The organism is Rhodothermales bacterium, from assembly GCA_034439735.1.
GTDB lineage: Bacteria > Bacteroidota > Rhodothermia > Rhodothermales > JAHQVL01 > JAWKNW01.
The window spans coordinates 1-15,370 of the sequence record JAWXAX010000066.1 but is presented as its reverse complement, the minus strand read 5'-3'; the positions used below and the strand labels follow the sequence as shown (position 1 = coordinate 15,370).

General features: G+C 63.5%; 13 protein-coding genes. All 13 read right to left on the bottom strand.

What is annotated here, in order from left to right; all coding sequences use genetic code 11:
• Window positions 1-2,026 (bottom strand): Ig-like domain-containing protein (locus SH809_04675; GenBank protein MDZ4698982.1); only part of this gene is annotated, 2,026 nt, incomplete at its 3' end.
• Window positions 2,027-2,705: 679 nt separating this feature from the next.
• Window positions 2,706-3,743 (bottom strand): glycosyltransferase, encoded by a 1,038-nt coding sequence (locus SH809_04670; protein MDZ4698981.1) that lies wholly within the window; start codon window positions 3,741-3,743, stop codon window positions 2,706-2,708.
• A gap of 4 nt (window positions 3,744-3,747) precedes the next feature.
• Window positions 3,748-4,509, bottom strand: coding sequence for a hypothetical protein (locus SH809_04665; GenBank protein ID MDZ4698980.1), 762 nt, complete (start codon window positions 4,507-4,509; stop codon window positions 3,748-3,750).
• Entirely contained in the window at window positions 4,463-5,668 is a 1,206-nt protein-coding gene (locus SH809_04660; GenBank protein ID MDZ4698979.1) for a glycosyltransferase family 4 protein, read from the bottom strand. Before SH809_04660 ends, SH809_04665 begins: the two co-directional genes overlap by 47 nt.
• The gene (locus SH809_04655; GenBank protein ID MDZ4698978.1) at window positions 5,665-6,852 is read right to left on the bottom strand and encodes a glycosyltransferase family 4 protein; all 1,188 of its coding nucleotides are present in this window, start codon (window positions 6,850-6,852) and stop codon (window positions 5,665-5,667) included. The genes SH809_04660 and SH809_04655 overlap by 4 nt, the downstream gene beginning before the upstream one ends.
• Before the next feature lie 254 nt (window positions 6,853-7,106).
• On the bottom strand, window positions 7,107-8,108 hold the full coding sequence (locus SH809_04650) for a sulfotransferase (GenBank protein MDZ4698977.1): 1,002 nt from the start codon (window positions 8,106-8,108) through the stop codon (window positions 7,107-7,109).
• The gene (locus SH809_04645) at window positions 8,105-9,181 is read right to left on the bottom strand and encodes a glycosyltransferase family 4 protein (GenBank protein MDZ4698976.1); all 1,077 of its coding nucleotides are present in this window, start codon (window positions 9,179-9,181) and stop codon (window positions 8,105-8,107) included. The genes SH809_04650 and SH809_04645 overlap by 4 nt, the downstream gene beginning before the upstream one ends.
• 91 nt (window positions 9,182-9,272) lie before the next feature.
• The gene (locus tag SH809_04640) at window positions 9,273-10,670 is read right to left on the bottom strand and encodes a hypothetical protein (protein MDZ4698975.1); all 1,398 of its coding nucleotides are present in this window, start codon (window positions 10,668-10,670) and stop codon (window positions 9,273-9,275) included.
• The gene (locus SH809_04635) at window positions 10,667-11,830 is read right to left on the bottom strand and encodes a hypothetical protein (protein ID MDZ4698974.1); all 1,164 of its coding nucleotides are present in this window, start codon (window positions 11,828-11,830) and stop codon (window positions 10,667-10,669) included. The genes SH809_04640 and SH809_04635 overlap by 4 nt, the downstream gene beginning before the upstream one ends.
• Window positions 11,831-11,837: 7 nt before the next feature.
• Window positions 11,838-12,791, bottom strand: a complete 954-nt coding sequence (locus SH809_04630; GenBank protein MDZ4698973.1) for a sulfotransferase — start codon at window positions 12,789-12,791, stop codon at window positions 11,838-11,840.
• A 184-nt stretch (window positions 12,792-12,975) separates the two neighbouring features.
• Window positions 12,976-14,112 carry a glycosyltransferase family 4 protein gene (locus SH809_04625; protein ID MDZ4698972.1) on the bottom strand — a complete coding sequence of 379 codons (1,137 nt, stop codon included), beginning with the start codon at window positions 14,110-14,112 and terminating at the stop codon, window positions 12,976-12,978.
• On the bottom strand, window positions 14,112-14,984 hold the full coding sequence (locus SH809_04620; protein ID MDZ4698971.1) for a sulfotransferase domain-containing protein: 873 nt from the start codon (window positions 14,982-14,984) through the stop codon (window positions 14,112-14,114). The genes SH809_04625 and SH809_04620 overlap by 1 nt, the downstream gene beginning before the upstream one ends.
• Before the next feature lie 78 nt (window positions 14,985-15,062).
• Window positions 15,063-15,370 (bottom strand): glycosyltransferase (locus SH809_04615; protein ID MDZ4698970.1); only part of this gene is annotated, 308 nt, incomplete at its 5' end.

The window sequence follows — 15,370 nt, the reverse complement described above, 5'->3', positions numbered from 1 at the left end:
CGGCGGCGCCGCCGTAATCGCCCGGCTCAAACACCCAGATGTCGTAGCTGGCGAAGTCGGCCGCCCAGATGGTGCCGGGGAACGGATCGGTGTCGCCCTGGGCGATGACGTCGAGCGGGATATCGCCGAAGTTCGTGAAAAACGCCTTGGTGCCGTTGCCGGCGAGGTGTTTGTTCATGACCTGGTCGCCGGCCTCGTTCAGGTCGATATAATAGATCGTATTGTTATTGTAGCCGGCGGCGAAGAGGTCTCCCTTGAACTTATTGTTGTAGTTCGAGGCTGTGTATTCGGTGAGGCCGTTGGTGGAGACGAAGAAGGTTGCGAGTGAGCCGTCGGTTTCACCCGGGTTGCGGAAGTCGCATTCGACCGGGTTGGCCATCCCGACCGGGACGGGCGGCCAGTCGGCTGGCAACGGATGAAGCGGGTCGCTGCCGTCGCGCCAGACGCCCGTGTTCAGGAGCGGGTCCGCGTTGTAGTCACCCGTGTACAGACCGGCGCCGGCCGGGTTGCCGCGGATCGGGGCCGGGTGGCCGCCGTAGAACCGCTGGCCCGGGACGAGTTCGCGGACGAAATCGAGGTTGTCTTTGTTGTTGACTTGCGGGTCGTTCGGGCCGGCCGAACTCGAACCCGGCTCAAGCGGATCGTACTGGTTCGTACACACGCCGGCCATGCCTTCGCCCACCGGGTGCCCGCCCCAGCCGCCGTTGGCGCCGTTGTCGATGGCATACATCCGGCCGGCGCGGCCCGGGGTGCGGGTCACGACGAGGTCATACGGGTTGCGGAAACCGGTCGCGTGCAAGAAGACGGGCTGACCGAGGACGATCTTGGCCTGGTTCAGACCGTCGTTGCCCCCCCAGGGATCGCCGACGTCGATGCCGTTATAACCGGGTGCGTTCGGGTCGGAAATGCCGTTCACGTTGGCGCGCGTCGGGTCGTCCAGCGTGGGCATGTTGTATTTGTACTTCGCGCCGCGAGCGTCGGTAAGGGTAGGCATGGCGTTGATGACCGGCAGGTTGATCCCGACAATCGTGCCTGCATACGCGTACTCGGTGATAAATGCGAAGTTATTCGACGGCGCGCCGGCATTTGTAAACCCCCCGACGGCCGCGTAGAGGGTATCCCCCGTGAGGCTCAGGGCGAGGCCAAAAACCGCATGATTCTCTTCCGAGCGGGGCAGGCCGCGCACGATATCCACCCGTTCCCAGAAGCCGGCAGGGTCCGTCCGGCTGGAGCCGATCCAGGAAAGTTTGGAGATCACGCCCGAGTTTGTATCGAGATTCGTGTCGTCCGCGCCGCCGTTGCCCCCCACCAGCGGATCGCTGGAGGAGACGTAGACAATCGGGTTCGAGGCTGTGCCCGTCACGACCATGCCGGCAGCCTGGCGGTTCGTATCAGTAGGACGGGACGTGCCGTCGTCGTTGTAGTTGGGGACGTTTCGGACCAACGTGACGACCACCTGGCTCTCCGCTCGATAGGTATTCGCGGCGTCTCGCACCACCTTCATGATGCGGGTCTGCCCCACTTTCTGCTGCACGTATAGCAGACTGTCCGGCCCGAACTGGATCGCCGTAGGTTTATTCGCCGCATGGTTGGTAAGCGCAGACACCCCGAAGTTAATGCTCGTGATACTGAGCGACACCGTGGCCACATCTGTATTTACGCCGTCGGACGCCTGGTACGTAAACGAATCCGGGGTCGTGTTCAGACCGTTGTGCGTGTAGGTGAACGAGCCGTCGGTATTCAGTTGAAGCGTTCCATGGGCAGGACCAGTCACAAGGGAGGCCGTAGTGGCGCCTGTGTCGTTTCCAAGCACACCCGGCGCGGCGGATACGAACGTCGTCCCCTCGACCACATCATACGTATCATCGACGGCTACCGGCGCCATGCGCACCGCAGCCGCGAGACGCCCTGGCGTAACAGGAGCATCGTGGAACGCGCCAGCCAGCGGCAGGCTGAAAAGGATCAGACTCAGCAGAAGGCCTCCTTTGCGAACGGAAGAGCGGATCGGAGTACGTGTTGCTTGCATGGATACTTCGGCAGTCGTGTAGACGGTGGAGCGCATTCCAACGGAAGCGCCATATCTAGAACAGGTCCCCTGACCTGCTTTTACTGGGTATAGTGCTGTCCTCCCACCCCGAGAAAAACGCCGACGGCCCAGAGGTCAAATACGACCCAGGGAGTAGGCGCGGGTAGCGCCGGAAGCAGTCGGCACCTGGAATCATTCCGTAATCGGAGTATGCGAAGGGCCGGCGAGGGGCGGCGCGCGTCGAGGGTATCAGGACCCGTATCGACCAGGAGCTAAAAACGCACAACCCGAGATTTCCTCTGGGGAAGGAGATGGACGCGGCCCTCGGTGGCGGAACGAGAGGTGCGGCGCGCCAGCTGGTTTTCACCGGGGTCAATACGCAAAGATGAAGCCCGTTCTCACGCCGGGGGGATTGACGTGAGATCTGACGATTATAATAGCGAAAAGCGTTTACGAAGCGAGAAACAAACGATTCCATTTCTGCCCCGAGAGTGTCACGAAACTGTGCATGCACGGGTAAAAACGAAACGTCTCCACATGGCCTTCACGGGGGCGCCTTTATGGAGCGCTGGGATTGAAGATTCTCTTTCCAGACGCGGTTCGCGTAGACGATACCAGGATACGCCGACAGGGCCGTGGCGGCCGGGGTGGGATGGCGCATCCGCATAGGGTGATCGGGCTACTTCGCGGGTGAGGCCAAGCCCTGCAAGCGCGTCGCCATGTAGTGCCCCAGGGCCTCAGGCGAACAGACGTCGCGCCACCACCGGAGCGATGCTTCGTGGAGAGACGCCATTCGAGCGGGATCCCCCAAAAGCCCCTCAAGCACGTCTTCGAGCCGGCTCCAGTCGTCCACGATCACGGCCGGCGACCCGTCGTAGAACCAACGCGACGGCTGTCGCTCGGTGAGCACGATGCACCCGTATCGCATCCCCTCAAAAAACCGAAAGGTCTCGATGGAGGTGCCGCGGGGGGCGAGGCAGATGCGCGTATCCATCATCCGCGTCGAATACTCGTTTGGATCGGCGGAGCGAATGGCCTTGTAACTTTCGGTGATCTTAAGATCGATCGCCCACTCGGGACGCGCGGTCACCAGGCGCCGCAGGGCGCCGAGCATGGCCCGCCTGGCGTTGCTTTTGGGCGTTTGAAACCACCGCTTCGGCGACCAGACGGGGTATGGCTTGTGCACGACACTGCCGGCAAACGAGAGGTCGAACTGGCGCTCGGACAGCGGTTTGATGGGCAGTTCGATCTGGTTCGCGTACCCGAGTGGGATGGGCAGGATGCGCTCGGCCAGTGGGCGCCCCCCCGATCCAGACATCGACCGGAGGCGCCCCGGCAGGTACGGGATCCACGCCTGGACAAATTGAAACAGGGTCAGGACGCGCTGATAGGTGGGCCGGCTGAAGAAATTATATCCCAGCTCCGGCCCGAAGCCGTAACACTTAAACACCTGGCGGACCCGGTTTGCGTAGGCTGGCACGCGGCACCACTCATCCCCCAACACCACCGCGACGACGCGGTCTCCGTAGGCCGGCAGCTCATCCAGATCCCACGTCAGATAAACCTGGTACGTCCCTTCCACAAGCTCCTGCTCGAGGGCGATCATCGCCCGGCCGAAGTAGTCGGTGTGCAGGTTGATCTGCCGGCTGCGGTCGAATGGATCCCACACGACAGGAGGCTTGCCCTGCCCGAGGCAGACGTAATAGCTGTTGCGCATCCGTTCAGGCACCCGCCTTCTGGTCCACCGGGTGCGACTCGCGCAGGGCGAGGCCGTGGGCCGACATCTTCCGGTACACGTCTTCGGCGCGCTGGAGCAGCGCCGCGTAGTCGGACTTCTTGAGTTCGGCCTGCATCGCGGCCTTCATCTCCTTGCGTTTGCGCTCGCCGGCGGAGTCCAGCTTCTCCGGATCCCGCAGGGCGTTCATGTTGGCCTCGGTGTGGTGGAAGATCCCGAAATCGGTGCCATAACGGGCGTTCACGGCCCCGAAGACCTGATCGAGGTGGTTGGTGGTCAGTTCAAACGGACTGATCACGCACGCCGCGGCGACGGGTAGGACTTTCTCATAAAAGTGGATGTACCCCCGCACGGCCTGGCGCAGGGAGACGTAAGGCCACCGCGTGACGAGGGATATGGCCGCGCCGCGGGGCTCGCGGATGGTGACGAGCACGGGTTTGCCGGCGCGGGCGGCCTGGATGATCTGGGCCGGCGAGTGCAGGTGATGCGCCAGCCGCAACGGCCGCTCCTGGCTTCGTTTGAAGGCCACCGTGGCGAAGCTGTTGCCCGAGCCCTGGAAGCCATCGATCACAAACTGTGTATCGGCCGCAACGGTGCACTCCGCGGGGTCAATGTGCCCCACGGCCTTCCGCTGCGCCCACCAGATAAATGGCTGGTAGAACACCCGCAGACCCGGTTCGCGGGCGAGCAGCGATCGCACCTCAAACTTGAATCGGAGGAGCGGCTGTTTTATGCGTTGTAGCGCCATAGGAATCACCAAGCACGTGGGTAATCTGATCGTTGATATCTTGAACGGTGCGGTCGATGGTAAATCGATCCTCGGCGGACGCCCGGCCGGCACGCGCCATGCGCTCGGCCCGCGCGGGATCGTCGAGCACGCCGCGGATCGCCCGTTCGAGCGCCGTGGTGTCGCCCGGAGGCGTGCACAGGCCGACGGACGGATCGTCGATGATTTCGAGGGCCCCGCCGGCGCCGGCGGCGATGACGGGCTTGCCGGCCAGCATCCCCTCCACGATCACCCGTCCGAACGGCTCGGGAGAGACCGAGGTGTGCGCGACGATGTCCATGCTGCGCATGAGCAGCGGCACGTCCGACCGGAAGCCCAGAAACATTACGCGGTCCGCCACGCCCAGCGCCTCCGCCTCCTGGCGGAGTTGCGCCTCATAGTCCCGGTCGTCCTGAAACAAAGCGCCGCCCACCAGCACGGCCCGTACGTCGGGCAGCGCGGGCAGGGCGTGAAGCAACACGTGTTGCCCTTTCCAGGGCGCGAGCCGACTGAAGACACCCACCAGCCGATACCGGTCCGCCCCGAGCGCCATTCGCTGCGCGGCGATGTCGGCCTCGGGGACGCGGTCGAAAACCGCCGGGTCGTGGCCGTTGAAGACGGTCGCGGTGGGCGTTCGTCCACCGCTGGCGGTGAACGAGACGCGGGTGGCTTCGGAATTTACGATCACCCGGCGGATGAGCCGGTTGGCCATCTGGACGGCCAGCGCGCGGTGCGCGCCACTGAAATGGTCCGCCGTAAGGATGTCATGGAGGTTCCAGATCACCGGCCGGCGCGCCAGGAAGCCGGCAAGCGCGGCCACGATCATCCCCTTTTGCGAGTTGGCGAAGATGACATCGTACGAGCGGGCCAGCCGCCGGACGCGGTTCATCATTCCCAGCACGGCCGGGATGGCCTTCAGATCCCCCCGTGCATCACCCTCTCGCTCGACCCCCAGCAGCGCCGAAGGCGCGGCCAGGACATCGACCGATACGCCGGCCTCGCGCAGGCGGTCGACAAACGGCCCAGGTTCGAACACGACGACGTGCGCGCGGTCCTTAAGCCGGGTCGCTACATCGAGCAGGTACAATTCAGCGCCACCGAGGACGCCGGCGTGGTCGACAAACAAGATGCGAGGCTTCACCGCAGCACCTCTTCGTATACGTCGCGGGTTTGCCGCGCGATGGCCGACCACGTGTAGCGCTCTTCGACAAATCGCCGGCACGCCGCGGCCGACGGCAACACGAGCCGGCCGGCCAACACGTCGCCGATATACGCCGCGAGGGTGTCTACGCCGGCGTCGGGCATGATGAGGTCCGCCGAGAGGTCGCGCACGACTTCCGGCAGCCCGCCGATGTTGGTCACGAGCACGGGGGTGCCGGTCGCCATGGATTCCACCGTGATCAGCCCGAAGCCCTCGAGCGCCACGGTGGGCACGATGGAGAAATCGGCCGCGGCGTACGAGGCCGGCAGGTCGTCCTCGGGGACAAAGCCGAGAAGGCGGACGTGTTCGGACAGGTTGTGTTCGGCGATGCGGGCTTCCAGCTCCTCGCGGATAGGGCCGCTGCCGGCAATCATCAACAGGGCGTCCGGATGGGCCCGGCGGACACGGTCCATCGCGTCGATCAGGTTTTCGAGGCCCATGCGCCGCGCCAGCCGGCGGACGACCAGCAGCGTCGGGCGGTCGACCGGCCAGCCCAAGCGCCGGCGCGCGTCGGCGCGGGAGACGTCTACCGTAAACCTTTCCAGATGCACCCCGCCCCGCACGATACGGATGCGGTCCGGTTCGATGCCGTACGATTCCACGAGCACCTGTTTAAATGCCTCGGACAAAACGACGAGCCGCTCGGCGCGGCGATATACCCGGCGCTCCAGCAGCCATTTGGCCTTGATGGACAGACCCGAGGCGCCCTCGGCCTGCGACTCGGCGGCCCAGGGACCGTGAAAATGGACCACCATCGGCGTCCGTTTCAACGCGCCAAGGGCCGGAAAGGCAAACAGGGCGAAGTGCGCCGCCACCAGATCAAACGTTTCGGCAGCCAGTGCCGCTTTCACCTCCGCGCGGACGGCCCGCAGCCGGGCCGGCAATGAATCGGTCGGCTGCGCAAACGACCGCACGACCCCGCCCGTCCGATCCCGGACATCCGGCCGTCCAACCACCAGCCCGCGCACGGCTACGCCGGCGTCGGGCAGATGCTGCGAGAGGGCGTAAAATACCCGATCCAGACCGGCGCCCTTCTCATCCGGCAGCCACCCCACGCCGATCTGCAACGCACGCAGGGTGCGAAGCGCGGTGGCCGGGGGTGAAGGATGGAGGGTGGGATGCATGGATGGATTAGCGATTAGCGATTGGCGATTAGCGATTAGCGATTAGCGATTAGCGATTGGCGAGTGCCCGATTGTCATCTCGACCGTAGGCCCGATTCATCGGGCCGCAGCGGAGAGACCTCCTAAACCGGGGCATAGCTGTTCTTCAGGAGGTCTTTCCGCTCCATCCCCGCTCCGCGGGGATTCGGGTCGAGATGACATTGATTTTTTTCGTTGTCTTTATCGGCATTGTCTTAATAAAAGCGACCGGGCGATCACCTGTACCCATACCGCGCTTTCGTCGAGGCAGTAAGCAGCGACGCCAGCGTTCGGCTTGAAGCCGGCAGCCTCGTTTTCCACTTTTCGTCGAGCGAGATGCCGCGGTTTTCGTAGCGCATCGGGTTGCCGGCGATGGTGTGGACGCTGCCTTCGCGGAAGTTGTGGACGGCGTCGGCCTCGTAGGGCGTGCCGAGGAAGTCGCACACGGCCTGGAACGTGCCTTCGGGGTCGGTCGCGAGCGTCTCGTAGTTGATGAGCTGGTAGGTGCCGGCGTCGAAGAAGCTGGCCGCGAGACGCGAAAACAGGGCATTCTGCGTGATCCAGGCACCGGACTGCCGACCGGTATAATACAGCCGTTTGTGTAGGTTAAAGCCGGCGTCGGCATCGGACAGGTGCTTGGTCACCGAATAGATGAACGCGCGTGGGTCCTTGACGAGGTGGATCACCTTGAGGTTGAAGAGGCCGGAGTGATGCAGCCAGGCGAGGCGATACGGGTCCTTCGAGGCGTCGACGATCCAGTCCGGCGTCTCCCCGAGCTGCTCCTTCATCAGCGCCACAAACGTGGTGAAGATGTCGGCGTTGTTTCGTCCGTAGGTGTCGATCTGACGCTTGCTTTCGCCTGTGGGCGTGAAGCCCCGTTTAAACGCCGCCAGTTTGGGAAGGCGGAGCGTCCGGCCGCCGTTGTGTTTCTCCCGGAAGAAATGGAGCCGGGGCTCAGGCTGGGCAAGCGGGTCTACCCGCCGGCGCATCTCGGACCAGAACGGGCACTGCTCGACGAACTCGCCGCAGCTGCACGGGCGGACGCCGCCCTGCTCGATTTCATGCGGCCAGATGTGCAATTCGCCCATCGTCTGGATCCGCGTATGGGCGCCGAGCATCGATTCGAGCAGCGTCGAGCCGCTCCGGCCGATGCTGGCGATATAAATCAGGTTGATCCTGGGCAGGTTGATCCTGGGCTGGTTGATCCTGGCCTGTTTGTTATGTGACTGTGGGTTCATACGGATCCGTTCGTGCGATGCCCATTCCGCCGGAGGCGGATGGCGTCTTCGTATACCTGACGATGCTGGCGCGCGACGGCGTGCCACGAAAAGACGGCCGCCCGCGCCAGGCCGGCTTTCGCCATCGCCTCGCGCCGCGCCGTCTCGTTCAGCAGCCCAACGATCGCGTCGCCGAACGCGTCGTCCGGCGTGATCGCCCCATACCGCCCGTTCTCGAGCACATACTCGGCGCCATCGTTCGTCGAACAGACGACCGGGGTCCCGCTGGCCATGGCCTCGATGTAGGGGATGCCAAACCCTTCATAGACACTCGGGTACGCGAACACCCACGCCTGCCGGTAGAGCGCCGCGAGCGTGGCGTCGTCCGGAAAGCGGACGTTGCGCACGCGCTCGTGCGCCGGCGCATGGTCTGCCACCATGATCAACTCGGCGTCCGGCCGGGCCGGCAGAATGTGTTCGACAAACGTCTCGAACATAAATCGGCCGCGTTTACGGCCCTCCCAGGTCCCGATGTACAGTATCGTCGGCGCGGCGGCCTTCTCACCCGGATGGAAGAGCTCGAGGTTGACGCCATTATTCGCCATTTGCGTCAGGCCATATACCTCGGCCGTCTTCGGACCGACGGCCAGCGTGACCGTCGCCAGGCGAGCGGCCAGGTGTTCGAGGGGGTAGACGGCGAGCTGGGCCAGCCGGCGTTTGAGCGATGTCGCGGAGCGCGCCTCGAACAGCGCCGAGCCGTGGAGCGTGCGGACCGAGGCCCCGCTCCGGGCGAACAAGAACCAGTCGTCCCCATGCAGATGAAGTACGTCGAACCCCCGCAACCCCGCCCCATTGAGCAATAACGGCAGACCAAAGAGGCGGAGCAGTGGATTGTCGCGGAAGGCGGGCAGGCCCTCGAAGAGGCGCACGTGGTGGTAGCGGAAGCCGGCCGGCGCCGGCGAGAGGCTGAATACGGTTACCTCGTCGGCCGTATTTTTCGCCAGCTCGTCGGCCAGCCTGTGGACGGCGACCTCCACCCCGCCCGGCTTGCGGCCGGGTTCGGGCAACGTGGTATGGAATAGGGCGATCTTCACGCTAGATACTTGTTTGGCGGCACACTATACCTGTCCACGGACACGATGTATCGTGTCCCTACGGTCGGCTACATGGTATCATCTATTTCCATTATCTGGTCTGCGCCAGCCGGTTGCCGTAATGCAAGCGCGAGGCGACCGTCATCCCCAGGAATCCCCATACGATGCAGCCTTTCACCCCGGTGAGCTGATTCGAGGCGCCCATCAGGATGAAGTAGGATACAATGATGGACGTGATGATCACCGTGAACTGGTCCGTATTCGCCGCGGTGCATCGCATGGCATGAACGAGCAACATCAGCAGGCCGCCGATGTACAGCGCGATGCCGGGCCATCCGAGGACAAAGAAGATGGTGATGATACCGCTATCGAAGGTGAATTTGCCCAGGCCGTTGCCCAGCGGGTTGCCGAGGATAAGGGTGGAGGCCTGGCCGTAGAGGTCGCTCCGGGCCTGAAAGCTGCCGTCCTGTTCGAGCGAGGTCATCGAATCCACGCGCTCGTTGAGCTTGTCTGAGACGGGGCCGAACATCATCAGCGGGAGCATGAGCACGATACCGATGCCGAGGATATACATGAGGCGCACCTTGAGCACGCCCTGGAGGCGGTACACGAGGTACATGATCGACAGTATCCAGCCCACCCACGAGCCGCGCACCATGGCGAGCAGGTAGCCGGCGTAACCTGGGCCGGCAGCCAGCCGCGAAAAAAGCGACGAGCCGTTGAAGAGCAAGATGAGGCCGGCCATCATTATCATCGCGTAAGGGCCGGGCGCGTTCAGCGTGCCGAACACGCGGATCTCCATCGGTTCCGGATGCCCGATGGACGTCATGCGCGACCCTTCCATCCACATCGTATCCCATCCGGGCGCAAAAAAGTACTGGAAGATGCCATAAAACCCCATGATCACCACGCCCCACGTGAAGGTCGACTGCAGCGCGCGTTGTTGGGCCGGGTACTCGTGCCACATGATCGCCACGTGGAAGCCTAACAACACGGGCGACAGCCATTCGAGCAGCTGGAGGGACGCACTCACGGGCGACACGCCCTGGGCCAGACCGATCCCCAGGCCATAAGCGATGCTGATCAGGACAAACAGAAAGGGCTTATAGACCCGGTTGAGGAGCCGCCGGCCGAAGCGGAAAAACGTGAAGACCGTCAACATCACCACCGCGAACGGCGTGAGCATCGAGAGCGGATCCATCGAATACGCGCCCATCTGGTAGTCGATGATCCGCCGGACGAAGGGGGTCAGAAACCAGATCCACCATACAAAACCCAGATAAAACGCCGGCATCTCCCAGTAAAACCAGAACGCGATGAGCAGCGAGGCGACCGGGAAGTAATAATTGAGCAGGTCGGCATGTTGCCCCCAGAGGAGAAAGCCGAAGATGGCCAGATACAACAGGAGCAGCCCCAGCCCCATCGTACTCGAACGGGTCTGATAGGCCGCTGCCGGAATGTCGATTTGGCGGATGATGCGGATGCTCACAGGGCGCTTTCGGTTAAGATTCGGGGGGATTTCGGGCGGGCGTCCGTCTCGCGTAATACCTGCACGAGCTGCGTGGCGATTTGAGGCCACGACAGCCGGCGCTCAAAGAAGGCTTGTCCCTCCAGCGCGACCCGATTGCGGAAAGCGGTGTCGTTCGCCAGGACGACGGCCTGGCGGGCGAAGGCCTCCACATCGCCGTCTTCGGAAAGCATAAACGCTGCGCCGGCATGGTCACTCAGTATGGCGTCCGTGTGCTCGCCGGAGGTGCTCAGGGTCGCGATGCCGTGCTGGAGGCCGACCATAAACGAGCCTCGCCGCGTCGATACGCCCCGCCTGAACGGGGTGAGGTAGAGGTCCATCGCCGAAAAATGGGCCGACACCGCCGCCGCCGGCAACACGCCTGTGTCCGTCAACACAACGGACGCATCCAGTTGCTGGCGAAGCACCTGGCCGGCCGTCCCGATGCTCATGACACGGATCTTCGGGTGGCGGACTCGAATCGCATCGATCGCGTGTTTCACGTAGCCGATCCGCCGGGACGGGTGTGCGCTGCCGAATACGCCGACCACCAGCACATCGTCCTCGATCCCCAACGCCTGCCGTGCGAGATCCCTCGGCGCGTGGATGTTGGGGATGTTCGACCCCACGGGCAGGTGTTCGACGCGTTTCCGCGGGAGTTTTCGTCGAAACGTATCGGCCCACGGGGCGATGGAGAAAAACACGACGTCCGACGAAGCAATCAAGGCGCGCAGCTGCCAGCGGTGCCAGCTGCCCATCACCACCGAGCGCCAGTCGGTAAACGGCACGTAGGGCTCGTGCACCATCAACGCCATGCGCACGCCGGCCTTGCGGATGCTCCGAATTGCCGCCGGCAGCGCCGGATTAAACCCCCACTTTCCGTAGCTGAACGGGTTATACTGCACCACCAGCCAGTCCGGCGCCTGCCCCACTACCGCCTCGGCCAGCGGCCCCATCCGGCGCGGCCGATCGATCTCACACGCGGATCGCACGGATACCCGCTCGATGGGCGCGTAAGCATGCTGGTTCGACCAGATCGTCACCGGCCCCTGATCCGCAAGCGCCATCGCCAGGCAACGGGTATAGTCGCCTATTCCATCCACCACGGGCGGCAAAACGGGATATAAGAGGTGGATGTTCATGGGGAGGTTACCGGTACCCGTACAGCGCCAGCTCTTCGCCGGCGACGCGTTCGGCGTCGCGAATGTCCTCGGCGTTGACGCGTTTGTAGTTGCCGATGGACCGCGGATGGGCCTCGGCCAACATCTTCATGTAGCTCTTATTCGGTTTTTCGCCGAGGTGGTCCAGGATGGCGGCGCCGAATTTCTTCGGGTCGCGCATGAGATCCTCGTAGCCGAGCAGCATGATCCGGCCGCTTTGTGTGAGCGCCGGCTGGTCGTAATACGTGTGGCACAGGCGCACCATGTACTTCCACATCCAGATCGATCGGACGTACGGGGTGCTGGCGATAAACTCATCCTCGCGCCCTTCCTCGACCCACCACGGCACGAACCGGTGGTCGAACGGCCGGCCGAATCGCATTTCGGAGGCCTGAAGGCTGGTAAGGCTCTCGTCGGTCAGCACCTTGTAGGTTTTGACGAGCGACTGCGCGACATCCCGCCCGTCGCGGTAGATGTGGATCAGCGGCGCGTTCGGGAAGGCGCGATCGACAAACGCCGGCGCGAAGCTCAGGAAGGGCTCTTTGTAGATCATCCGCTTCACCGTCCGGATCCCCCGGAGCGCACGCACCAGCCCCCCGAAGCCCGAGCGGGCGTTGGCCCACTTCTGGAGCGCGGCGGCGCGGGAGTGGACGCGACCGGAATGCACGTATGCGTCGATCGAGCGCTCGAAGGCGACGGCGAGCCCGTCGTACACGGCCGGCGTCATCTCGGGGTGGTGCACCAGCTGAGGGATCGACGTGGACACGAGGGTGCCGATGAGGCACTCGGTCTCGGGCAGCGTCGTCAACAACCGCATCAGATACGTCGTGCCCGAACGGGGCGCTCCCAGGACGATGCTGGTCTCGACATCCGAAACGGGGGCGCTCGCGGGAATGGCGCCCTGGGTGGTCGAAAAAGTGGGATGAAGCGTTGCCTGACTCATGTCCCGGAATCTGTGAATGTGTTAGCGGAGACACGATGTATCGTGTCTATACGGTTCAAAAAACGAACGTTTACGGACGGTTCAAAAACGAACGTTTACGGACGGTTCAAAAACGAACGTTAACGGACGGTTCAAAAAAACCGACGTTTGTGGACGAAAAAGGGAGACACGATGTGTCGTGTCTCTACAATGGCGCCATGGTGTAGAGCCCATCCAACCGTTCGATAAATTGACTCATTGAAAATTGTGTACGGGCCAGGCGGTAGCCTTCCCGTCCCATCGTTTCGGCCTCGTCGTACGAGGCGATCAATCCGTCGATGGCGCCGGCGAGGGCGTCCACGTCGTTCGGAGGCACCCGCCGGGCGAACGCGTCGAGCGCGTATTCGGGGATGCCGCCGACGTCGCTAGCGATGACCGCGCGTCCGTAGGCAGCAGCCTCTAGGGTCACCAGCCCGGCCGGCTCCTGCCAGACGGAGGGAAACACCACCGCCCGCGCGCCCTGGATGAGGGCCGGCACGGCATCGCCTTTCACCCAGCCATGAAACGTAACGCGGTCGACCAGCCCGTGCTTCCGGCAAAACGCCTCGAGCTTCCCTTGAAGCGGTCCTTCGCCCCCGATATCCAGGTGGGCCTGGCCTTTTACCCGCGCGAACGCGCGCAGTAGCCATTCCACCCCCTTCTGGTTCACGAGCCGGCCCAGGAAGACGAACCGGGGCACGCCCTCGGCCGGCGGCGGCGTGTAGGGCGCGGCCACTTCCGGCGCCGGAGACAGCAGGGTGTGGACGCGTTCGGGAGCGAAGCCCGTGGCGAGCATCCGATCACGCAGATAACCGCTCACGGTAAAGGTGTGCATCCGCGCGCCGGCGCGTAATTCGTTTTTAATGCCGCCAAAATGGCGTTTCAGCTTGTCAGGCCGCAGGCTGCCGCAGCGCTCGGTGAGGTGGCTCGCGAAGCAGCCGGCCGGCGAGTAGATCCGATTGCACGGTGTGCCGGAGCGGACCAGGTAGCGCGAACCGGTCGGGCACGAGCCCTGGTTGCCATGCATCGTCCGCACCAGCGGCACGGGCGATGCGTCGGGGTTGGCCACGGGCTTGTGCAGGTGCAGGAGATCGAGCCGGAGGCCGGCGGCCTGTTGGTACAGGTCGGCCTCGGTGGCGACGATCACCGTATGGCGTTCACCCCGGTGGGCCGGGGATGCGGAGAAATAGACGATCTCGTGCCCCGCTGCGGCCTGTGCCTCCCCCATGCGGCGGACGTAGGTCGCGATGCCTCCGCTGGCCCACAGGTTGGGTGCGTAGTGACCGATGACGCGGCGGCCCATCACTGCCAATCCTCGCTGGTTTCGTACCCCAGCTTGATTACCAGATGGTTGTACCGCGCCTTAAACGCGGCGCGCAATTCCGGGGTGAAGTGGTTCCGCCAATCACCCGGGACGCCTTTGCGGAAGTGGTTTTTTACATCCTCTTCGCCTTTGCGTCGTCCGCCGGACATGCGTTGGAAGGACTTTTTATCCAGGATCCGATGGATCAGATCGGGCGGGATCGTGTGCCGGCGAATGCGGGGCACGGGAAAAAGCGGCAGTTGCCCCGGCATGAATCGCCGGCCTTTGTGGTTCAGCCGATTCAGCCGCGTGCTCAGCAACGTCCCCAGTTCGCCGAGCGCGCTATGGCGCTCTTCATCCAGAATCTCCAGGAAACGTGCGATGCGCAGAAACCCATCGAGCGGCGTGGCCGACAGCTCCTCCATCTTCAACTCGAGCACGTTCGGCTGCTGGTAGTCCCACCGGTCAAACTCCTCGAAGCTGGTCTTGCTAAACTCCATTTCCAAAAATAGGCCTTCCTGCTTTGGCAGATTCTGGAGTCGCTCCCGATGATCCACCAGGGCCTGCCACCCCCGGGTGCTGTGGCTATGGAGGTGGGAGAAATAGGCGGAGACCAGTACGTCGCGCGGGTCGCGAACGACATGAAAGCCTTTGTAGAAGGTGCAGCCAGCGAGGTGCCGGCTGTCGGCATTGGTGTAAGCGAGGAAATCGACCTTCCGGGCCTCGACAAACCCATCGAGCGAGCCGTAGGGTTCGAAGTGAGCCGGTATATGGGCCATCGCGAACCGGATGCCCATATGGAAGCTGATCTCCATCAAGATGTTATCGATCCACCCCGAGGCGCACTTGTGGTGGCCAAAAAAGGCGCGCAACGGAAACTCCGAGCGGTCTGGTTGAGCAGGGGGTTGTATGGAGGGCGGATCGTGTGGCAATGCCTGTTGGTCCATCTGTTAATCACCCGGTGCGGATGCGGAGGCAGTAGCGCCCACATCAAAAGTGAGGGGGTGTTTCGCGATGTATTCCAGTCTGTCAAGGATCGCTTCCCAGCTGCCCGTCGGGACGACGAAACCCGTCTCCCCTTCCCGGACGCGCTCTTTCATGCCGGTATCTTCCGTTACAATAACGGGCACTCCACAGGCGAGGGCTTCGACCGGAGCGTAGGCAAATCCGTCTTCGTAGGTGGGGTGCACGTAGACGTCGGCGCGGTGGAGCACGGGGACGGGGTCCCCGGGGGCGAGGCGGATGCGGGGGTCACGGG